Below are 18,484 nucleotides of genomic sequence, written 5' to 3' on the forward strand. Positions count from 1 at the left end.
CCGCGAGCGGGAGAGCGACGGGTCGACCCATGGAGATGACGGCGGTTCCGGCGCGCGCGCGCGACATCGCCACTCCGACGGAGCTGTCGTCGCCCGGGCCGAGCGGGGCGTTCTGGGTGCGCGGCCTCGAGACGCTCTGCGCCGAGCTCCGATGCGGGCTCGACGGGCTCGGCGCGGTCGACGCCACGCGACGGCTCGAACGCTACGGGCCGAACAGCGATGCCGGGACGCGGGCCGGCGGCGCCCTGCAGGCCGTGCTCCGCCGCCTGCTCGAACCGCTCGCCCTGATCCTGATCGCGGCCGGCCTCGTCTCGGTCGTGACCGGCGACGTGGTGGGAGGCGTCATCATCGTCGCCATCCTCGGCCTATCCATCGGCCTCGACACGGTGCAGGAGGGCCACGCCACACGGGCCGCCGAGGCCCTGCGCCACACGGTGGCGCTGAAGGCGGAGGTCAGGCGGGACGGCAGCTTCGTCACGGTCCCGGTGGAGCAGGTGGTTCCCGGCGACATCCTGCGCATGCGGGCCGGCGACATCGTCCCGGCCGATGCCCTCGTGATCGACGGCGACGCCTTCACGGTGGCCGAGGCCGCCCTGACCGGCGAGCCCTACCCGGTGGAGAAGCGGGCCGAGCCGGTGACGTCTCCAGAGCCGGCGGAGGCCTCGAACGCCGTGTTCCGCGGCGCCGTCGTGCGGACGGGCAAGGCAACCGCCCTCGTCGTCGCGACCGGCCCCGCCACGATGTTCGGCGCGGCGGCCTCGGTTCTGGCCGAGGCGCGGGCATCCTCGCCCTTCCAGCGCGACCTCCACGCCTTCGGGCTCATGGTCGCCCGGCTGACCCTGGCCCTGGTGCTCAGCGTCCTGGCCGCCCGCGTCGTGCTCGGCCGCCCCGTGCTCGACTCCCTCCTGTTCGCGGTCGCGCTCGCCGTCGGCCTCACCCCGGAACTGCTGCCGATGGTCACGACGGTGACGCTCTCGCGGGGCGCTCTGCGCATGGCGGCCCGCAAGGTCATCGTGAAGCGGCTCGCCGCGATCCACGACCTCGGCGCGATGACGGTGCTGTGCACCGACAAGACCGGGACGCTGACCTCGGCCGAGATCGCCCTGGGCCGCAGCCTCGATCCGGCGGGCCGCGAGGACGCGCGGCCGTCGCGGCTCGCGGCGGTCGCGGCCGATCTCGGCGGGGATCGCAGCTCGCTCGACGCGGCCCTCGTCGACCATCACCCGAACGCGGGCCGGGCGTGGGTCCTGGCCGGCCAGCGGGCCTTCGACTACGGGCGCCGCACCGGGTCGGTCCTCGCGCAGGGACCGGAGGGGCCGCTGCTGATCCTGAAGGGCGCACCGGAGGCGGTCCTGGCGCTGTGCACCGCGCGCCGCGCCGGCGAGGGGACGGAGCCGATGGGCCCGGAGGAACGCGGCGCGGCCCTCGGGCAGGTCCGGAGCCTGGCCGAGGAGGGGCTGCGCACCATCGCGGTCGCGTCGCGGCCCTGGTCGGGGCCCATGCGGCCGCCCGGAACCGCGGATGAGGCCGACCTCGTCTTCGAGGGCTTCTGCGCCTTCGCCGACCCGCCCAAACCGACGGCCGCCGCCGCCGTCACGCGGCTCGCGCGCGCCGGCGTGCGCCTGAAGATCCTGTCCGGCGACGACCCGGTGGTCGTGCGCCGCCTTGCCAGCCTCGTGGGGCTTCACACCACCACGGTCCTGTCCGGCTCCGAGGTCGCGGCCCTGAGCGATGCGGCGCTCGCGGTGCAGGCCCGCAAGGTGGACGCCTTCGGACGGCTCACCCCGGACCAGAAGGCGCGCATCGTGCGGGCGCTTCAGGCCAGGGGCGCGATCGTGGGCTTCCTGGGTGACGGTATCAACGACGCGCCGGGCCTCGCGCAGGCCGATATCGGCCTCTCCGTCGAGGGCGCGACCGGGGTCGCGCAGGCCGCGGCCGACATGATCCTGCTCGCCTCGGACCTCGCGGTCGTCGCCGACGGCGTCGAGGAGGGGCGGCGGACCTTCACCAACATCCTGAAGTACATCCGCATGGGCGCGAGCTCGAACTTCGGCAACATGCTCTCGATGGCGGTCGCGTCGGTGACGCTGCCGTTCCTCCCGATGCTGCCGACGCAGATCCTTCTCAACAACCTGCTCTACGACCTCTCGGAGGTCGGCATCCCCTTCGACCATGTGGCGCCGTCCGCGACCGCCCGGCCACAGGTCTGGGACATGGCGGCCATCCTCCGGTTCGCGGGCGTGATGGGCCCGCTCTCGTCGCTGTTCGACCTCCTGACCTTCGGCGCCCTGCTCTTCCTCTTCGGTGCCTCGGCGGAGGAATTCCGGACGGCCTGGTTCCTCGAATCCATGGCGACGCAGATCCTCGTGATCTTCGTCATCCGGACGAGCGGGCGCCCCTGGCGGGATCGTCCGAGCGCGGCGCTGGCGTGCTCCTCACTCGCCGCGCTGGCGGCCGCGCTGGCCCTTCCCTTCACGCCGGCAGGGCCTTGGTTCGGCTTCCAGGCCCCGCCCCTCCAGACGCTCCTCGGCATCGCGCTGATCACCCTCGCCTACCTCGCGGCGGTCGAGACCGTGAAGCCCTGGGCCGCCCGCCCGCCGCACCGCGCCCGCCATCGGCGCGCCGAACCTTGATCTGCCTCAAGGCCGGCGGCGCCGGCCGGTTGAAGGATGGCCGAACCGCAGCCGGCGCGGTCCGGCACCGCTCACGGGATGGAGGCTTCCATGACCACGACGTTCGACGAGCGCGAGCGAGCCGCCGAACGCCGCTTCGTCCAGGAGGAAGAGGCGCGGTTCCACGCCCGCAACCGGCGCAACCGGCTCCTGGCCGCCTGGGCCTCCGAGCGGATGAACCTGACCGGCCAGGCGGCGGAAGACTACGTCACCGCAATCACGGAGTACGCCGTCGTGACCGAGGACGAAGCGCTGATCGACAGGCTTCGGTCCGATCTCGGGGCGGCCGGCATCGACGCGACGATCCCCCGCCTGCGCACGGAGCTGGAGCGGTGCGCCGCGCTCGCCCAGGCCGAGCGGCGCGTCGGCGTCGCGCTGAATCGAGGCTCCTCCGTCTAGGCCGCGCCGCAGCGCCGAGGAGCCCCCGCGCCAGCCAGAACGATCGGGAGACACGCCATGAGGAAGGACCCCATGACCGATAAGGACCTGCGCCGGGCGGTGCTCGACGAACTCGACTTCGACCCGAGCCTGGACGCCGGGGATATCGGCGTCGCCGTCTCCGAAGGGGTGGTGACGCTCACCGGCCATGTCGGCAGCTACGCCGAGAAGGTGGAGGCGGAGCGCGCCGTGCGCCGCGTCCGGGGCGTGCGCGCCATCGCGCAGGAGATCGCGGTCCGCTACGCCGACGAGAAGAAGGTGGCCGACGACCAGATCGCCGCCCGGGCGCTCGCGATCATCGACTGGTCGGTGCATCTGCCGAAGGACGCCATCCAGGTGAAGGTGGCCGGCGGCTGGGTCACGCTGACCGGCACGGTGGACTGGCAGTACCAAGTGGCGGGCGCCGAGGCGGCCGTCCGGAAGCTCACCGGCGTGCACGGCGTGACCAACCTCATCGAAATCCGGCGGCAGGTGCCGCCGGCGGCGGTCAAGGACAAGATCCTGGAGGCGTTCCGGCGGGGCGCCCTGTTCGAGGCGGAGGGGATCAAGGTCACCGTCACGGGGGACAAGGTGACCCTGGAAGGGGCGGTGACGGCCTGGGCCGAGCGCGATGCGGCCGAGCGCGCCGCGTGGTCGGTGCCGGGCGTGCGCGCCGTCGAGGACCGCATCGTGGCCCTGAGCTGAGGAGGACCGCCATGTCCGGCGAATCGCACGCGCTCGACGCCGCCCCGCTCCAGGGTGGACGACCTCCGGGGAAACCCGATGCCCGGCCCGGACTGTCTCGCGTGACGCTGACGCTGGCGCGCTGCCCGGAGCATCCGGACGGCAGCACCGGACGGGGCTACGAGATCGTGGCGCCCCTCACGCCAGACGGGCACCTCGACCCGGCGCTCTGGCGCGAGACCCGCGACCGGTGCCGCGTCCGCCGCTTCTGGATCGGCGAGCCGGACCGGCACGGCCGCCTGGTGCACCGGGCCGGTGGCGAGGGCGGCGCGACTTGGCTGATCGACTACGAGGACTGGACGAACGAGGATGACGAGGCCGGCTACCATCTGGGTACCCACGTCTTCGTCGAAGGCGAGTACGTCTCGATCCGGGATGCCGGCGGCGCGGTCTACCGCACGTTCAAGGTCGCCCGCCTCACCCATCCGGACGGCGGGGACGGATCATGACGGGCGGGGGCGCGGACTGTCCCGTCTTGCCCCTGTGCCCGCCTCCGTGCCCGCCTCCGTCGGAGTTCGGGCCCGCCGAGAGCACCCTTCTGACGCTGGGGCGCACCTTCTGGCGCGATCTGTCTCTCGCCCGGGTCGGCGCGGTCGACCGTCTCCTGTACCGATGGGTGCGGCCGGCCGACATCGCAGCCCGTTCCGTCGGTTCGACGGAGGGGCGCGACGGCCGCGATGGCGGGGTCGGGATGGGGGGTGTGCGCGCGTGAGCGCGATGGAGCGTACAGCCCCCCGCCGTCCCTCAGGGTGCGGCGATGATCTCCGGGGGCCGCCGGGCGGCAGGCGGTGCATCGTGCCGCGATGCCGGATGGCGTGGAGGCTTCGAACCGGGCGCCTTTGATCCACCGCAAGGCACGACCGCGGCGCGGCGCCGACCTGTTTCCATCCAGTGAGACTGGGGGCGCATGATGTCGATAGCCGAAGGGAAGACGCGCTCAAAGCTGAGCCACGAAGCGATCACCGCCCAGGGACGCGAGGCGGCGCAATCCCCCCCTGGCCCGACACGGCCCCCGACACTCCCCCCGACACTCCCCCTGGCACGCGCCCGGGACGCGCAGACGGGCCGGCGGAAGTTCGCCCGCGACCCCACGCGCCCGTCGGGCGTGGATTGGACCTTGACCATCCGGCGCAGGCTGGATCGGTCCGGCGGCGTCTGGGCCGCGGAGATCGATGCCCTCGCCGCATCCGTATCCCGGGTCGTGAACGTCGAGGCGGACACGGACATCGTGCGCGAGGGCGACACGCCGACCGAATGCCGCCTTCTGCTGGAGGGTTGGACGTGCCGGTACGTCCCCTTGAAGGACGGCAGGCCGCAGATTCTCGGCCTGCAACTCGCCGGCGACGCCCTGGACCTGCAGGGCCTTCTGCGGGGCGAGATGGATCATGTCATCGCCACGCTCACCCCATGCCGCATCGGCATCATTCCGCACGGCGTCCTGCACGGGCTCGTCGAGCGGCATCCCGGCATCGGCCGTCTGATTCAGGTCGAAACCGCCACCGAGGCGGCCATAACCCGCCGCTGGCTCCTGAATGCGGGGCACCGTCAAGCCTATGCGGGGATGGCGCACCTGATCTGCGAACTCTTCACCCGGGCCGCGGTGGCCGGCATGACCGAGGCCTTCCGATTTCCGATGCCCCTGACGCAGACGGAACTCGGCAGCGCCCTGGGCCTCACATCGGTCCACGCGAACCGAACCATGAAGAGGCTCCAGCAGGCCGGGCTCGTGTCCAAGCGATGCCGATGGATGACCATCGAGGACTGGGACGGTCTCCGGAAGGTCGCCGAATTCGACCCTGCCTACCTGAACCTGGATTTCCCGCCCCCCTGACCCGGGGTGGACACGGCCCGGGTTCGGCTCCCCCCGGATCCGGGTTTGGAGCGGTCCTCGCGGAAGGACTCATCCGCGATTGCGTCCAGCCCGGGGGATGGCACGGCCCCGAAGACGGCCCGAAGACGCCTCGCGCGGCACGCGTGCATCGGGATGCCCTCTGCGGCCTGCGCGCTTCGGGCCGTCGCGCGCCCCCGAAGGTCGGGCACCGATACCGCGATCGCGCGCGCCTCGATCGCGGGCAGGATGGGACGCCAGGGGTAGGGGTTCGTCCAGCGCGCCCAGCACCGGCGCGTCGAGGCCTCCGATCGGGAGCGCCGGCTCATGACCGGTGTCGGCGACCGCGGGCGCGCCACGCCGGGTCGTCGGCACCCGGCCGGGACAGGGCGCGGCGCAGGCTGGAGGCGCCGGCGTCGAGGACGCGGATCATCGCCCGGCCTCAGGTGACGACCGTCCAGTCGTCCAGGGTTTCGCCCGGGCGAGGCTCTTCCCCCGTGGTCGGACCGCACTGCATGATGTCGCCGTCGATCCGCCGACGGTCCGGATGCGGATGCGCATGCCGGTCCGGCCAGACCCAATCCCGCACCTCCGGCAGGTCGTCGCCGGTGCGACGGACATACGCGTGATGGGCCGCCAAGGCATCCCGCAGCGCCTGCTCGGCATGCTCGGCGCATGCCCCGAGATGGGGGACCGTCTGCAGCGCGGCGAGCGCGAGGTGGAAGCGGTCGAGGCGGTTCAGCACGCACATGTCGAAGGGCGTCGTGGTCGTGCCCTCCTCGATGAAGCCGTGGACGTGGAAGTTGCCATGGTTCGTCCGCTTGTAGGTCAGCCGATGGATGAGCCACGGATAGCCGTGATAGGCGAACACCACGGGCCGATCGGAGGTGAACAGGCTGTCGAAGGTTGCGTCGTCGAGCCCGTGGGGGTGCGTCTCGGGCGCAGGCAGCGTCATCAGGTCGACGACGTTCACCACCCGGACCTTGAGCGCGGGGACATGTCGGCGCAGCCAATCCACCGCGGCGAGCGTCTCCTGGGTCGGCACGTCGCCCGCGCAGGCCATCACCACATCCGGCTCCCCCGCACCCTCGTTGGAGGCCCAGTCCCAGATGTCGACGCCGGCCGCGCAATGGCGGACGGCCTCGTCCAGACTCAACCACTGCAGGGCCGGCTGCTTGCCGGCCACGACGACGTTGATGCGGTCGTAGGTGCGCAGGCAATGGTCCATGACGCAGAGCAGGGTGTTCGCGTCCGGCGGCAGGTAGATGCGGGCCGTGTCGCCCCGCTTGTTGGCCACGAAGTCGATGAAGCCGGGGTCCTGGTGGCTGAAGCCGTTGTGGTCCTGCCGCCAGACATGGGACGAGAGAAGGATGTTAAGGGACGGCACCGGCCGGCGCCAGGGCAGGTCGCGCGCGGATTTCAGCCACTTGGCGTGCTGGTTCACCATCGAATCGACCACGTGCGCGAAGGCCTCGTAAGTCGCGAACAGGCCGTGCCGCCCGGTCAGCACGTAGCCCTCCAGCCAGCCCTCGCAGAGGTGCTCGCTCAGCACCTCCATGACGCGGCCGTCGCGGGCGAGGTTCTCGTCGCCCGGCAGGATCGCCTCCTGCCAGGCGCGGCTCGTCACCGCGAAGACCGCGTCGAGGCGGTTCGAGGCGGTCTCGTCCGGCCCCATGATGCGGAAGTTGCGCGTCGGCGCGTTCAGGGTCAGCACCTCCCGAAGGTAGGTCCCGAGCGCGCGGGTGGCCTCGGCCCTGGTGCGGCCGGGCTCCGGCACCGCGACGGCCGCCACGCTCAGGTCGGGTAGGCGCAGGGGCGCGCTCTTGTGCGCGTTGGCGTGCGGATTGGCCGAGATGCGCCGCGCCCCCTTCGGCGGCAGCGCGGCGAGTTCGGGGACGAGGGCGCCGTCCTCCGCGAACAGCTCCTCCGGACGATAGGAGCGCATCCAGGCTTCGAGGATCGCCCGGTGCTCCGCGTTCTCCCGGACGGCGGCGACCGGCACCTGGTGCGCGCGCCATGTGCCCTCGACGGGCTTGCCGTCCACGCAATGCGGCCCCGTCCAGCCCTTGGGGCTGCGCAGCACGATCATGGGCCAGCGGGGCCGCTCGACGGCGCCGCGTCCGGCGCGCGCCCGGATCTCCGCGATGGTGTCGAAGGCGGCATCGAGGGCCGTGGCCATGGCCTGGTGCATCGGGGCCGGGTCGTCGCCCTCGACGAAGACCGGCGCGTAGCCGTAGCCGACGAGAAGGCTGCGCAGCTCGTCCGCGGGCATGCGGGCGAGGACCGTCGGGCTGGCGATCTTGTAGCCGTTGAGGTGCAGGATCGGCAGGACCGTGCCGTCGGAGCGCGGGTCGAGGAACTTGTTCGCGTGCCAGGCGGCGGCGAGCGGCCCGGTCTCGGCCTCGCCGTCCCCGACGATGCAGGCGACGGTCAGGCCCGGATTGTCGAGGGCTGCCCCGAACGCATGCGCCAGAGAGTAGCCGAGTTCGCCGCCCTCGTGGATCGAGCCCGGCAGCTCGGGCGAGGCGTGGCTCGGGATGCCGCCGGGGAACGAGAACTGCCGGAACAGGCGGCCCATCCCGACCGCGTCCCGGGCCACGTCCGGGTAGATTTCGCTGTAGGTGCCCTCCAGGTAGGCGTTGGCCACGAGACCCGGCGCACCGTGGCCCGGTCCCCAAACGGCGATCATGTCGAGGTCGCGCTGCCGGATGATCCGGTTCAGATGCGCGTAGATGAAGTTGAGGCCGGGCGTCGTCCCCCAGTGGCCGAGGAGCCGCGGCTTGACGTGCTCCGCCTTGAGCGGCTCGCGCAGGAGCGGGTTGGCCATGAGGTAGATCTGCCCGACCGACAGGTAGTTGGCGGCGCGCCAGTAGGCGTCGATCGTCCCGAGGCCATCGGGTCCGAGCGGCCCGGGCACGAAGGCCAGGCCGTGTCCGTCGTCCCGGCCTTCGCCGTCGCGGCGCTCCTTCGAGCCGTGCCTCGCGTCCATGTCGGCCTCCCGGCGGATCCGTAACCCGGGGCGGACCCTGCCGGGGGCCGGGCCCGGCGGCGTTGAGGTGGATCAAGGCCCTCCCCGGGCAGGACGGCAAGATGGCCCCGTCAGCCAAGACGGGAGCGAACGATGACCCTGGTGCTTCGATCCACCCACATCCGGACGGTGCGCCGCGTATGGATGCCGCTCAGGCTCGAGCCGCGGAACGACGCGGGCCGGCGCGTCGTGACGGATGGCTACCACTACGGGCGCATCGGCAGTCTGCAGGCCCTGGCCCTGGCCATCGCGGCCTCGGCGGTGACGACTGTGCTGCTCTGGCTGGTCCTCTGAACCGAGCGACGCGGGGAGACGGGTGATGGACGACAAGACCGTGCACCAGCATGTGCTCGACGAGCTGGAATACGCTCCGATGATCGACGCGGCGCAGATCGGCGTCACCGTCGAGAACGGCATCGTGACCCTGACGGGGCATGTCCGCAACTACGCCGAGAAGGGCATCGCCGAGCGCGTCGTGCTGCGGGTCCGCGGCGTGCGGGGCGTGGTGGAGCGGATCGAGGTCCGTTATCCGAACTGCCCCATCGTCGGCGACGAGGCCCTGGCCGAGCGCTGCGCCCGGGTGCTCGCATGGGACGTGCAGATCCCCGAGAACGCGGTCACGCTCAAGGTCGAGAAGGGCTGCGTCACGCTCGACGGCTGTGTCCCGTTCTATCACCAGAAGGCAGCCGTCGATCAGGCGCTGCGGCGCCTGGCCGGCGTCACCGACATCGTCAATCTCATCGCGGTGAAGCCGCTGGCGCAGGCCACCGAGGTGAAGTCCCGCATCCTCGCGGCCCTGAGACGGAGCGCGCGGGATCCGGATACGATCCGCGTGCACGTGGACGGCGACAAGGTCACCCTCGACGGGTGCGTCGATGTCTGGAGCGAGCGCGAGATCGCCGAGCGGGCCGCGTGGTCGGCGCCCGGCGTCCGCGCCGTCGAGGATCGCCTGACCCTCGCGTGAGGCCGGTCCGATGCTGGCCATGGTCCTGCGGGAGATCGGCGCGGCCCTCGTACCGGAGGAGCGTCCGGACCCGGACCCCGGGCCGGGCGAGGTGCGCATCCGGGTCGAGGCCTGCGCGGTCTGCCGAACCGACATCCACGTCATCGACGGCGACCTGCCCCAGGCCGTCTACCCCATCGTGCCGGGACACGAGGTCGTCGGGCGCGTCGAGGCGGTCGGCGCGGGCGTGACGGCGCCGCGACCGGGCATGCGGGTCGGCGTACCTTGGCTCGGGCATGCCTGCGGGCACTGCGCCTACTGCGAGACGGGGCGCGAGAACCTCTGCGACGCCCCCGGCTTCACCGGCTGCACCCGCGACGGCGGCTTCGCGAGCCATCTCCTGGCCGAGGCCGCCTTCACCATCCCGCTCGACGCGCGCCTGGACCCGGTCGCGACGGCGCCCCTTCTGTGCGCCGGGCTGATCGGCTGGCGCACGCTGCGGATGGCCGGCGATGCCGGAACGGTCGGTCTCTACGGGTTCGGGGCGGCCGCCCACATCGTCGCCCAGATCTGCCGCTGGCAGGGGCGGCGCGTGTTCGCGCTGACCCGGCCGGGCGACCGGGACGCCCAGGACTTCGCGCGCACGCTGGGGGCCGCGTGGGCCGGCGGGTCGGACGAGGCGCCGCCCGAGCCGATGGACGCGGCCCTGATCTTCGCCCCGGACGGGAACCTCGTCCCGCGGGCCCTCGGCGCCCTGCGCAAGGGGGGCCGCGTGGTCTGCGGCGGCATCCACATGAGCGACATCCCGGCCTTCCCCTACGACCGGCTCTGGGGCGAGCGCTCCGTGCATTCGGTGGCGAACCTCACGCGCGAGGACGCCCGCACCTTCTTCGCCGTCGTGCCGCAAGCCGGCCTCGTCACGCACACCCGCACCTACGCGCTGACCCGCGCCAACGAGGCCGTGGCGGATCACCGGTCCGGCGCCCTCCGGGGCGCGGCGGTCCTCGTGCCCTGATCCCACGTCCCGGGCGCGAGGCCGTCCGGGTGGGGCACCGGGTCGAGGCGGTTTCGGGCGATCGGCGGGCGCGATCTGGCCCGGCCGGGCGTCGGGGCCCCCGGCCGGAGCGCCGCCTCAGGCGCCCTGCCGCGGGAGCGTGTCGAGGGCCTGCCGGAGCAGGGCGTACTTTGCCAGCGTGACGCGCCACTCCCGGAACCAGTCGATCAGGCCGCCCCACGGATCGTTGAGCTGCCTCAGGCCCGCGACGAAGGCCACGACGGTCCCGAGATCCGTCTCGCCGTTCACCACGAGGTAGCCGCCCAGCCCCAGGGTCAGCGCCACCCCGGCATGGTGCATCAGGTTCATGAGGAAGTTCATCGAGAACTTCAGCTTGAAGATGCCCATGTTGAGCCGGAACACCCGCTCGATGCGCGCGTCCTGAAGTCCCGTGGCCTCGTGTCGGTGCCGGCCGATGATGCCGCCGCTGATGCGGCGCAAGGCGCCCGTCCGCGCGACCACGCGGCGGTTGATCGCCTGCTGCATCAGCGGCACGAAGACCATCTGCGGTACGAACACCGCCAGTGCCAGGGCCGCCATCAGCGGGTTGAGGTACAGCATGTACCCGAACGTCCCCAGCACGATGCCGCCCTCCAGGACCGGTTCCGAGACGCTCACGCCGACGAAGGCGCCGACCGGCTCCGCCTCCGCCAGGACGAGGGAGACCTCCACGCCCTCGACCGCCGCACGGTCGCCCGGGGCGAGGGTGCCGAGGTCCTGCAGCAGCGTCCTGCGGAGCCGGCGGACCGCGCTCTCGCTGACGTAGCTGCGGTATATGTTGAGCGCGAGCTTGAGGGCCCCCATCGCCGTGGCAGCCGCGATGTACAGGGCCGCGAGCAGGAGGATGGTTCGGGCGCTCCCGCCGGGAAGGGCCGCGTTGACGACCCGCCGCTGCAGCTCGAGGGGCGCCAGATCCGCCACGAAGAGGGCCGTCGCCATCGCCACCAGGGCCAGCTGATGGGCGCCGCTCGCGCTCGCGATGAAGGCCGGGAGGGTCCGCGGCGTCGCCAGCCCGTCGCGGGAGGGCCCGAAACCGGGCAGGCCTGAAGCCAGGATCGCGGAAGCGGACGGCATGAGACCTCCATCCGCAACCTCATGTCCCCATCCGGCGGGACCGGGCATTGCGATCGGTCAATCGTCCCGGACATCGCGCCCACCGCGCGGCGGGACACGCGCCCTCGCGGCTTGCGGCGGCCCCGGTGCGGTTGAGCTGGATCAAGGCCCCGGCCACCCGCACGGGCAACAGTCGCCGGGCCGGGCGGACGGGCCCGCGCCGGGAGGTGATCATGCGGATCTCCAACATCTTGGTCTCGGTCGACCGCGGGGCCACGGCCGTCGACCGCGTCCGGCTCGCCGCCGACATCGCCTGGCGCTTCGACACCACCCTGATCGGCGTCGCCGCGCGGCAGCTCGTCACCATGATCCCGGTCGAGAGCGCCGACGCGTCGCAGCGCATCTTCGAGATCGAGGAGACGCGGGCGAAGGAGGAGCTGGCCGAAGGGCGGGCGCTGTTCGAGCGCGAGGCCGGCGAGCGGGTCAGGACCGCGTGGCGGGAGGCGCTGGCCGAGCCCCTGGCCTTCCTGGTGGAACAGGCCCGCGCCGCCGGCCTCGTGGTGGTGAGCCGTCAGGGGCCGGCCGACGGCGATCCCGGGCCGATGGGTGTCGCCGCGGGCGGCCTGCTGATGGAGGCGGGGCGTCCCGTCCTCATCGTGCCGCCCGGCCTCCATCGGCTCTCGGCCAAGCGGATCGTCGTGGCCTGGAAGGACACCCGCGAGGCGCGCAGGGCCGTCCACGACGCCCTGCCGTTCCTGGTGCGGGCCGACCAAGTCCATGTCGCGGTCGCGGGTCCGGAGGCGCGCCGCGAAGGCGCCACGGACGTCGCCGCGTACCTGTCGGGGCACGGCATCCGCGTCGCCACGCACCTGCTGCACAAGCCCGAGATCAGCGTCGCGGACGAGATCCTCCGCTTCGCCCGGCGGGAGGAGGCGGATCTGATCGTCATGGGCGCCTACGGCCATTCCCGGCTGCGCGAGTGGGTCTTCGGAGGCGCGACCCGCGAGATGCTGGAGACCACCACCGTTTGCTGCCTGATGAGCCACTGATGCGCACGACCCGCCTCCTTCTCGCCGGCGTCCTGGCTGCCCTCCCCCCTCTGCCCGCCGTGCCGGCGCCGGCCTGGAACCTGCAGATCCGGCAAGGCGAGACCCTCGCGCGGACCAACTGCGCCCGGTGCCACGCCATCGGGCGGGCCGGGGAAAGCCCGCTGCGGGCCGCGCCCCCCTTCCGCGATCTCCACACGCGCTACCCCGTCGAGGATCTCGGCGAGGCGCTCACCGAGGGGATCCGCACGGGCCACCCGACCATGCCCGAGTTCCGGTTCGATCCGGACCAGGCGCAAGACCTGATCGCCTACCTGAAATCGCTGGAACGCTGAGGGAGAGCCTCGATGTACCTCCGCTGCCTCCTCGTCCCGACCGGCCCGGGGATCGACGCGACGCGTCGGCTGGACGCGGCCCTGCGCCTCGGGCGGCGCCTGCACGCGCATATCGGCGTCGCCTTCATGGCGCCCGGCCCGGAGCACGTGCTGGCCGCCATGGCGAGCCTCGTGCCGATGGACGGCACGACCATCGAGGCCATCCAGCAGAGCGTCCGGGAATCGGCGGCCGAGAGCAAGGCGGCCTTCGAGGCGTGGTGCGGACGCGCGGGCGTGCCGGTGATCGCGAAGGCCGAGCGCCTGGACGCCACCTTCGCGACGTGGACCGAACTCTCCGGAGAGGTCGAGCCGCTCCTGACGCTGACCGGGCGGGTCAACGACCTCGTCATCGTCGACCGCCCGGATCCGGACGAGCCGTTCACGGGCCGCGCCCTCGACACCGCCCTGTTCGCCGTCGGCCGGCCGACCCTGGTCGTCGGCGAACACATCCCCCACGACCTGCTGGACCACGTCGTGATCGCCTGGAACGGCAGCCTGGAGGCGACGCGCCTGATCGGCCAGTCCATCACGCTGCTGCACGAGGCCGCGCGCGTCACGGTCGTCCACGCGCAGACCGAGCGCTTCGCGGAGGTGCGGGCAGCGGATCTGTGCGCCTATCTGCGCTGGCACGGCATCGTGGCGGAGGCCGTCAGTCTGCCGGTCGAGGACGGGACCCCGGTCGGCGCGGCGATCCTGGCGGAGGCGGGACGGCGCAACGCCTCCCTGCTGGCCATGGGCGCCTACACGCACAGCCGCGTGCGCGAGTTCCTGCTCGGCGGCGTCACCCGCCATGTCATCGAACACGCCGGCATTCCGGTTCTCATGGCCCACTGAGTGCGGGCCTGGGCAGAGGGCTCGGTTTCGGCCGGGCGCCCGGTCGCGATGCGGTTCCACCGCCGCAGCCGGGTCCGGGGGGCGCCGGTTGCGCCTCTGCGTCCGGATCCGGCCGGAGAGCGCAATTGTAGCCGGTATCGACGGCGCGCCAGAACAAGTCCCGGAACGCCGCCCCGTGGCGCGAGAGGATGGCGTCGATCAGGACCCGGGCCGCGGCGGCGTCCGCCGCGCTCCAGTCCCCCGGGCATGGGGCCGGCGGCGTCCCGGCCTCGTCGGCCCCTGCCGCGTCGACTTCTGGCGCGTCGGCTTCTGGCGCGGGGTCAGGCATTGGCGAGGCAGCGCTCGATCTCCTCGACCGGATGCTTGGTCAGATCCTTGTCGACCTCCGCCACGACGACCCGCCGCAGGCGCTCGGGCAACGCGCGCCGCATCTCGGCGAGGGTCTTCGGCGGGGCGACGACGATCAGGGCCGTGACCGGATCGAAGGCGTCCAGCGCGTGGGCGACCGCTTTCGCGAAGCGTCGCTCGGCGAGATCATGCCAGTCCGTCTGCGCGATGGCGCTGCGCTGGTCTCCGAGCCTGACCCGCGGCGGCCTGTCGGTGCCCTGCGCGTGGGTCGGCGGGTTCGGGGGCGCCTCGAACGCGAGCTGGACCTGGAGGTCCGGCTTCGGGTGGACGCTCACGTTGCGGAGCACCAGGGCCTTGCGGCCGTCGCAGACGACGACGTAGCCGCCGTGCGGGATCATGCGGGTGCGTGTATCGGACATGCCGCCCATCCCTGCTCTCAGTGGCTCATCAGGCAGCAGACCGGGGCGCCGGCCAGCAGTTCGCGGGTGACGCCGCCGACGACCCACTCGCGCAGACGCCCGTGCCCGTAGGCGCCCGTGACGATCAGGTCAGCCCCATGCTCTGCCGCCGCCTCGACGAGCGCCAGGGACACCAACTCGCCCTGGGCATCGCGTCGGACGCGGATGGCGGAGACGTCATGGGCCTGAAGGAGGCGGAGGGTATCCTGCCCTTCGGAGCTGGCTCCGTCGTCGACGGAGACGACGAGCACCTCCGACGCGCGCTTCAGGAAGGGCAGCGCGTCCCAGACCGCCCGGCGCGCCTCGCGCGTGTTCTTCCATCCGACCACCACGCGCTTCGCGTCGAGATGGTCCAGATCCGGCGGCACCACCAGCACCGGACGGCCGAGCTGCATGACCGCATCGGCCGGATCCACCGCGAACAGGGGGGGCCCGGGGACTCCGCGGCCGACCACCACGAGGTCGGCGGCCGCGGACTGTGCCGCCAGGAACGCCACCGGGACATCGAGGTTGGAGCGCCACTCGAGGCGGTTGCGGCCGCCGGCCGCCGCCGCGAAGGCCTCGTGGGCGACCCGGAGGTCGTTCAGGACGGTCTCGCCGGAATCGGCCAGCGCGTAGGCGCTCGCCGGCGTCGGGCCCACCGGCGGGACGACATAGGCCGGCTGCTCCGCGGCGACGCCGATCAGGCGGGCGTTGAAGTCGTCGGCGAGGCGGCCTGCCAGGCGCACGCGGTTTCGCGCGCCATCCGTCAGGTCCATGGCGACCATGATGCTCGCATAGGTCATGGAACGTCTCCGGCTCGAAGGACGGCGGCGGGATGGCGGCGGGATGGCGGCGGGCCCGGCCGGCGCCTCCCGTCGGTTCGGGCCTCAGCCCCGCGTCGGTCAGCCCAGCGTCAGGTGGTCCTCGACGGCGCGCACGCCCGGCGCCGACCACGCCGCGTTCTCGGCGAGCCGGCGCTCGTGCCACGCGTTCACCTTGCCCTCCAGGACGACCTTCGCGTCCTTGACGGTGACCTTGATGGCGTCCGCCTCGAGTTCGGCGTTGCGCTTCAGCGCCGCCAGGATCTTCGCACGCACATCGGGCACGCTCGCCTTCGGCGCCACCTCGATGGTGTTGAGGATGCCGGCCACGCCCGCGAGGCGCTTGATCGACCGGTAGGCTTCTTCCTTCTGATACTGCCAGTCGACCCGGCCGGTCAGCGTCACCCAGCCGTTCTGAACTTTCACCTGCACCGCACCCTTCGGCACGGTCGCGGACCAGTCGAGCATCTGCACGGCGCGCTGGGCGAGGTCCTCGTCGCGCGGCGGCGTCTCGCCGCCGAAGCGGACCTTGATCTCCTCGACGACGCCGCGCACCCCGCGCACCTTCTGGGCCGCCTTCTCGGCGGCGACGCGCTCCGTGTAGCTGGCGACGTGGCCCGTGAGCGTGACGATGCCGTTCTCGACGGCGACGCCGATATGTGCGGCGTCGATGCTCGGGTCGAAGTCCAACTCGTCGATGACGTTCTGGCGGATCAGCTTGTCGCCCATGTCGGTCTCCTCCGATGACGTCCAGGCCGTGCCCGGTCCACGCCGACGCTAGGCCCGGCAGGCGGTCGGGCATTGATCCAGCGCAAAGGGGGCGCCCGCCGGCCTCCGATCCGGCATCGGGCAGGCCCGGGTGCCGCCGGCAACGGCGCAGCCGGCGGTCACGGTGGAGACCATCGCCCGGGCCTCGAACAACCGGTCGAACTGCGGCACGTCCGAGAAGGCGCGCGGAACGCGTGCGTTGCCCGAGATCAGGGCGAAGGGGATACCCTTCCGGCGCAGGGCGCAGGCCAGCGGGAAGCCGGAGCCGTGATTCAGGTCGATGCTGACCACCGCGAAGTCCGGAGGCGTCTCGTCCAGGCAGCGGGCCGCCTCCGCGCTGGTTCCGTAGGGTCCGCGCACCGCGCAGCCGGCCTCAACGAGGACGTCCTCCAGCCACATGCCCGGCAGGGCCTGCGGCTCCGCCACCAGCACGACCGGCCTGTCCCCTGGTCCGCTCCTCATCGCCCGTCTCCCGGTGCCGTTGCGGTGCGACCAGGATGGACCGGTCGGTCCGGTCCGCGTTGCGCCAGGTCAAGGGCGGCGTGACCGTACCGCACAGGGCCGTGCCGGGCTCCTGCCGGACTCATGCCGGGCTCATGCCGCGGAACGCGACGCGGCCGGCTTCGCCGCGAACCGGATCGAGCGGGCCACCCTGAGGGCCGCCGCGAGGTCGTCCCGGTCGGTGCCGTAGCGGTGCCAGAGATTCTCCAGCCAGTCCGGAGGCCCGGCCTCGGCCTCCGGGATCTCGGAAAACGGCACATGGTACATGCCGTCGAGCGCCTCGATGCCGTAGCCGGTGACGGCCCATTGCCGGCCCTGCCAATGCACGGGGGCGGTGAGATCGTGGCTCATGGGGATGCCTCCTTATACCGTGGCCTCGGACAGTTGGGCGACCAGGCAGGTGTCGGCCCGCAGACGCCAGTCGACGATGCCGGCCGCTTCGCAGAACAGCGCCTGGGCCGCGCAGGCCGCGGTGACCTCCGACCGGGCGGGGACGATGACCTGATGCTGCAGGATACGGTGGTCGTGGCCGCTATCGTCCGGCACGACCTTGTGGAAGGTCACGAGGTATTGGCGCATGGTGCGCCTCCTGTCCGAGAATCCCTTCAGCCTGGGGCCCACGGGGACCGGCGGCCTTGATCCAGCGCAAGGATGGGCGCCCGGTCAGGTTTCCGGGGCCGGCGGGAAGAGACGGTCTCGGCTGGGCTCGGTCCCGATGCCGGCCGCCGCCCGGGCGGCCCGGTGCGCCTGCGTCTTCCCGTGCAGCGGCCAGTACCGCTCCATCGCCAGGTAGGTGAACGAGGCCGACCACCCGATCAGGAGCAGGCCGTTGAGGGCCTCGACCCCGGCGAGCAGCCGCGTGTGCGAGGTCGGGAAATGGTCGCCGAACCCGAGGGACGTGTAGGCCACCACGGAGAAGTACAGGCAGTCCTCGAAGGTCTCGACCGGCGCGCCCGCGAAGGTGCCGATGCCGAGCCGGAGCACGAGCAGCCAGTAGGCGCCGGCGTAGATCCAGACGGCGACGGTGTGTCCGACGAAGGTCATCAGCACCACGGCCAGGATGCGGACCCGCGGCGGGACCGGCAGCTCGGACAGGTGCTCCGAGGTCAGCCGCAGCGTCTCGTAGAGGACCAGGATCGTGGACACGACGAGGGCGACGCTGGCCGTCATGGCGAGGAGCATGGCGCTGGACCGGACGACTGTTCCCTCGACCCTGCCTGAGACACCGCGGACCTCATTGACCTGGCTCAAGCGGCCCCGCAGCCGCGCGGTGATCCAGATCAAAGCGCGTCCTTCCCGGATGGCCTCCTCTACAAGCGGCGCCCCGCGACGGGCGCCCCGACAGGGGAGACGACCATGGCCGACGTGCATGTGGCCGAGGAACTCTGGTCCACCAGCATGCTGCCTGAGGGCATTCTGGAGCGGTGGTTCGTGGCGGACGGAGCGCGCGTGCGCGCCGGCGAGGCCGTGGCCGCCGTCCGCATCGGCGATGCCCTGCACGACATCGCCTCGCCGGCCGAGGGCTGCCTGACGGTCCTCGCCCCCGTGAACCAAGTGGTCGACCCCGGCTGCGTCATCGCCGAGGTCCACGCCTGACGCCGCGCCGCGGCGAT

21 protein-coding genes are annotated in these 18,484 nt (G+C 72.4%); 12 read left to right on the plus strand and 9 right to left on the minus strand.

Features of this window, described 5'->3' with window-relative positions; genetic code table 11:
• Positions 1-29: 29 nt before the first annotated feature.
• From mgtA to P9K36_RS23235, 5 genes are all read left to right on the plus strand, one after another.
• A complete protein-coding gene (gene mgtA, locus P9K36_RS23215) occupies positions 30-2,633 on the plus strand; it encodes a magnesium-translocating P-type ATPase (protein ID WP_278306084.1) in 2,604 nt (867 codons plus the stop codon).
• 90 nt (positions 2,634-2,723) lie between these two features.
• Entirely contained in the window at positions 2,724-3,071 is a 348-nt protein-coding gene (locus P9K36_RS23220; RefSeq protein WP_043387202.1) for a DUF1476 domain-containing protein, read from the plus strand.
• A 72-nt stretch (positions 3,072-3,143) separates the two neighbouring features.
• The gene (locus P9K36_RS23225) at positions 3,144-3,794 is read left to right on the plus strand and encodes a BON domain-containing protein (RefSeq protein ID WP_043352676.1); all 651 of its coding nucleotides are present in this window, start codon (positions 3,144-3,146) and stop codon (positions 3,792-3,794) included.
• An 11-nt stretch (positions 3,795-3,805) separates the two neighbouring features.
• On the plus strand, positions 3,806-4,282 hold the full coding sequence (locus P9K36_RS23230) for a hypothetical protein (RefSeq protein ID WP_081948758.1): 477 nt from the start codon (positions 3,806-3,808) through the stop codon (positions 4,280-4,282).
• A 668-nt stretch (positions 4,283-4,950) separates the two neighbouring features.
• Positions 4,951-5,664 (plus strand): Crp/Fnr family transcriptional regulator, encoded by a 714-nt coding sequence (locus tag P9K36_RS23235; protein WP_158713301.1) that lies wholly within the window; start codon positions 4,951-4,953, stop codon positions 5,662-5,664.
• 439 nt (positions 5,665-6,103) lie between these two features.
• Here the strand turns inward: P9K36_RS23235 and P9K36_RS23240 are convergent, their stop codons facing one another.
• Positions 6,104-8,650 carry a phosphoketolase family protein gene (locus P9K36_RS23240; protein ID WP_043387196.1) on the minus strand — a complete coding sequence of 849 codons (2,547 nt, stop codon included), beginning with the start codon at positions 8,648-8,650 and terminating at the stop codon, positions 6,104-6,106.
• A gap of 132 nt (positions 8,651-8,782) precedes the next feature.
• Between P9K36_RS23240 and P9K36_RS23245 the strand changes: the two genes are divergently transcribed.
• The 3 genes from P9K36_RS23245 to P9K36_RS23255 are packed head-to-tail and all read left to right on the plus strand — an operon-like array spanning position 8,783 to position 10,647.
• Positions 8,783-8,983, plus strand: coding sequence for a hypothetical protein (locus P9K36_RS23245; RefSeq protein WP_043387194.1), 201 nt, complete (start codon positions 8,783-8,785; stop codon positions 8,981-8,983).
• Between the two features lie 25 nt (positions 8,984-9,008).
• A complete protein-coding gene (locus P9K36_RS23250) occupies positions 9,009-9,653 on the plus strand; it encodes a BON domain-containing protein (RefSeq protein WP_043352669.1) in 645 nt (214 codons plus the stop codon).
• A 10-nt stretch (positions 9,654-9,663) separates the two neighbouring features.
• Positions 9,664-10,647: a zinc-dependent alcohol dehydrogenase family protein gene (locus tag P9K36_RS23255; RefSeq protein ID WP_043387193.1), complete on the plus strand. Its 984-nt coding sequence runs from the start codon at positions 9,664-9,666 to the stop codon at positions 10,645-10,647.
• A 117-nt stretch (positions 10,648-10,764) separates the two neighbouring features.
• On the opposite strand, the gene P9K36_RS23260 is transcribed toward P9K36_RS23255, so the two are convergent.
• Positions 10,765-11,760, minus strand: a complete 996-nt coding sequence (locus tag P9K36_RS23260) for an ABC transporter ATP-binding protein (protein WP_043352660.1) — start codon at positions 11,758-11,760, stop codon at positions 10,765-10,767.
• Between the two features lie 212 nt (positions 11,761-11,972).
• Here P9K36_RS23260 and P9K36_RS23265 point away from each other — a divergent pair, with 212 nt between their 5' ends.
• The 3 genes from P9K36_RS23265 to P9K36_RS23275 are packed head-to-tail and all read left to right on the plus strand — an operon-like array spanning position 11,973 to position 13,993.
• On the plus strand, positions 11,973-12,788 hold the full coding sequence (locus P9K36_RS23265) for a universal stress protein (RefSeq protein WP_043387218.1): 816 nt from the start codon (positions 11,973-11,975) through the stop codon (positions 12,786-12,788).
• Entirely contained in the window at positions 12,788-13,120 is a 333-nt protein-coding gene (locus tag P9K36_RS23270) for a cytochrome c (RefSeq protein WP_043387191.1), read from the plus strand. The genes P9K36_RS23265 and P9K36_RS23270 overlap by 1 nt, the downstream gene beginning before the upstream one ends.
• Before the next feature lie 12 nt (positions 13,121-13,132).
• Entirely contained in the window at positions 13,133-13,993 is an 861-nt protein-coding gene (locus P9K36_RS23275; protein ID WP_043387189.1) for a universal stress protein, read from the plus strand.
• 320 nt (positions 13,994-14,313) lie between these two features.
• Here P9K36_RS23275 and P9K36_RS23280 read toward each other — a convergent pair whose 3' ends face one another.
• The 7 genes from P9K36_RS23280 to P9K36_RS23310 form a co-directional block, all read right to left on the minus strand.
• Complete coding sequence (locus P9K36_RS23280; protein WP_043352661.1) at positions 14,314-14,760, minus strand: host attachment protein; 447 nt, start codon at positions 14,758-14,760, stop codon at positions 14,314-14,316.
• 17 nt (positions 14,761-14,777) lie between these two features.
• Entirely contained in the window at positions 14,778-15,584 is an 807-nt protein-coding gene (locus P9K36_RS23285; RefSeq protein ID WP_043387187.1) for a universal stress protein, read from the minus strand.
• A 99-nt stretch (positions 15,585-15,683) separates the two neighbouring features.
• Positions 15,684-16,331 (minus strand): BON domain-containing protein, encoded by a 648-nt coding sequence (locus tag P9K36_RS23290; RefSeq protein WP_043387185.1) that lies wholly within the window; start codon positions 16,329-16,331, stop codon positions 15,684-15,686.
• 48 nt (positions 16,332-16,379) lie between these two features.
• Complete coding sequence (locus tag P9K36_RS23295; protein WP_043387183.1) at positions 16,380-16,832, minus strand: response regulator; 453 nt, start codon at positions 16,830-16,832, stop codon at positions 16,380-16,382.
• 132 nt (positions 16,833-16,964) lie between these two features.
• A complete protein-coding gene (locus tag P9K36_RS23300) occupies positions 16,965-17,222 on the minus strand; it encodes a hypothetical protein (protein WP_043352639.1) in 258 nt (85 codons plus the stop codon).
• Positions 17,223-17,234: 12 nt separating this feature from the next.
• Complete coding sequence (locus tag P9K36_RS23305) at positions 17,235-17,450, minus strand: hypothetical protein (protein ID WP_043387181.1); 216 nt, start codon at positions 17,448-17,450, stop codon at positions 17,235-17,237.
• 84 nt (positions 17,451-17,534) lie between these two features.
• On the minus strand, positions 17,535-18,053 hold the full coding sequence (locus P9K36_RS23310; protein ID WP_043387216.1) for a potassium channel family protein: 519 nt from the start codon (positions 18,051-18,053) through the stop codon (positions 17,535-17,537).
• A gap of 174 nt (positions 18,054-18,227) precedes the next feature.
• On the opposite strand from P9K36_RS23310, the gene P9K36_RS23315 reads away from it, so the two are divergent.
• A complete protein-coding gene (locus P9K36_RS23315; RefSeq protein ID WP_043352632.1) occupies positions 18,228-18,467 on the plus strand; it encodes a biotin/lipoyl-containing protein in 240 nt (79 codons plus the stop codon).
• Positions 18,468-18,484: the final 17 nt, after the last annotated feature.

Source organism: Methylobacterium sp. 391_Methyba4 (assembly GCF_029691625.1).
GTDB classification, from domain to species: domain Bacteria; phylum Pseudomonadota; class Alphaproteobacteria; order Rhizobiales; family Beijerinckiaceae; genus Methylobacterium; species Methylobacterium fujisawaense.

Excerpts from the sequence above, each read along its gene's own strand:
- mgtA (WP_278306084.1), top strand. The coding sequence starts at position 30 with ATGGAGATGACGGCGGTTCCGGCGCGCGCGCGCGACATCGCCACTCCG.
- P9K36_RS23220 (WP_043387202.1), top strand. The coding sequence starts at position 2,724 with ATGACCACGACGTTCGACGAGCGCGAGCGAGCCGCCGAACGCCGCTTC.
- P9K36_RS23225 (WP_043352676.1), top strand. The coding sequence starts at position 3,144 with ATGACCGATAAGGACCTGCGCCGGGCGGTGCTCGACGAACTCGACTTC.
- P9K36_RS23230 (WP_081948758.1), top strand. The coding sequence starts at position 3,806 with ATGTCCGGCGAATCGCACGCGCTCGACGCCGCCCCGCTCCAGGGTGGA.
- P9K36_RS23240 (WP_043387196.1), bottom strand. The coding sequence starts at position 8,650 with ATGGACGCGAGGCACGGCTCGAAGGAGCGCCGCGACGGCGAAGGCCGG.
- P9K36_RS23245 (WP_043387194.1), top strand. The coding sequence starts at position 8,783 with ATGACCCTGGTGCTTCGATCCACCCACATCCGGACGGTGCGCCGCGTA.
- P9K36_RS23250 (WP_043352669.1), top strand. The coding sequence starts at position 9,009 with ATGGACGACAAGACCGTGCACCAGCATGTGCTCGACGAGCTGGAATAC.
- P9K36_RS23255 (WP_043387193.1), top strand. The coding sequence starts at position 9,664 with ATGCTGGCCATGGTCCTGCGGGAGATCGGCGCGGCCCTCGTACCGGAG.
- P9K36_RS23260 (WP_043352660.1), bottom strand. The coding sequence starts at position 11,760 with ATGCCGTCCGCTTCCGCGATCCTGGCTTCAGGCCTGCCCGGTTTCGGG.
- P9K36_RS23265 (WP_043387218.1), top strand. The coding sequence starts at position 11,973 with ATGCGGATCTCCAACATCTTGGTCTCGGTCGACCGCGGGGCCACGGCC.
- P9K36_RS23270 (WP_043387191.1), top strand. The coding sequence starts at position 12,788 with ATGCGCACGACCCGCCTCCTTCTCGCCGGCGTCCTGGCTGCCCTCCCC.
- P9K36_RS23275 (WP_043387189.1), top strand. The coding sequence starts at position 13,133 with ATGTACCTCCGCTGCCTCCTCGTCCCGACCGGCCCGGGGATCGACGCG.
- P9K36_RS23280 (WP_043352661.1), bottom strand. The coding sequence starts at position 14,760 with ATGTCCGATACACGCACCCGCATGATCCCGCACGGCGGCTACGTCGTC.
- P9K36_RS23285 (WP_043387187.1), bottom strand. The coding sequence starts at position 15,584 with ATGACCTATGCGAGCATCATGGTCGCCATGGACCTGACGGATGGCGCG.
- P9K36_RS23290 (WP_043387185.1), bottom strand. The coding sequence starts at position 16,331 with ATGGGCGACAAGCTGATCCGCCAGAACGTCATCGACGAGTTGGACTTC.
- P9K36_RS23295 (WP_043387183.1), bottom strand. The coding sequence starts at position 16,832 with ATGAGGAGCGGACCAGGGGACAGGCCGGTCGTGCTGGTGGCGGAGCCG.
- P9K36_RS23300 (WP_043352639.1), bottom strand. The coding sequence starts at position 17,222 with ATGAGCCACGATCTCACCGCCCCCGTGCATTGGCAGGGCCGGCAATGG.
- P9K36_RS23305 (WP_043387181.1), bottom strand. The coding sequence starts at position 17,450 with ATGCGCCAATACCTCGTGACCTTCCACAAGGTCGTGCCGGACGATAGC.
- P9K36_RS23310 (WP_043387216.1), bottom strand. The coding sequence starts at position 18,053 with ATGCTCCTCGCCATGACGGCCAGCGTCGCCCTCGTCGTGTCCACGATC.
- P9K36_RS23315 (WP_043352632.1), top strand. The coding sequence starts at position 18,228 with ATGGCCGACGTGCATGTGGCCGAGGAACTCTGGTCCACCAGCATGCTG.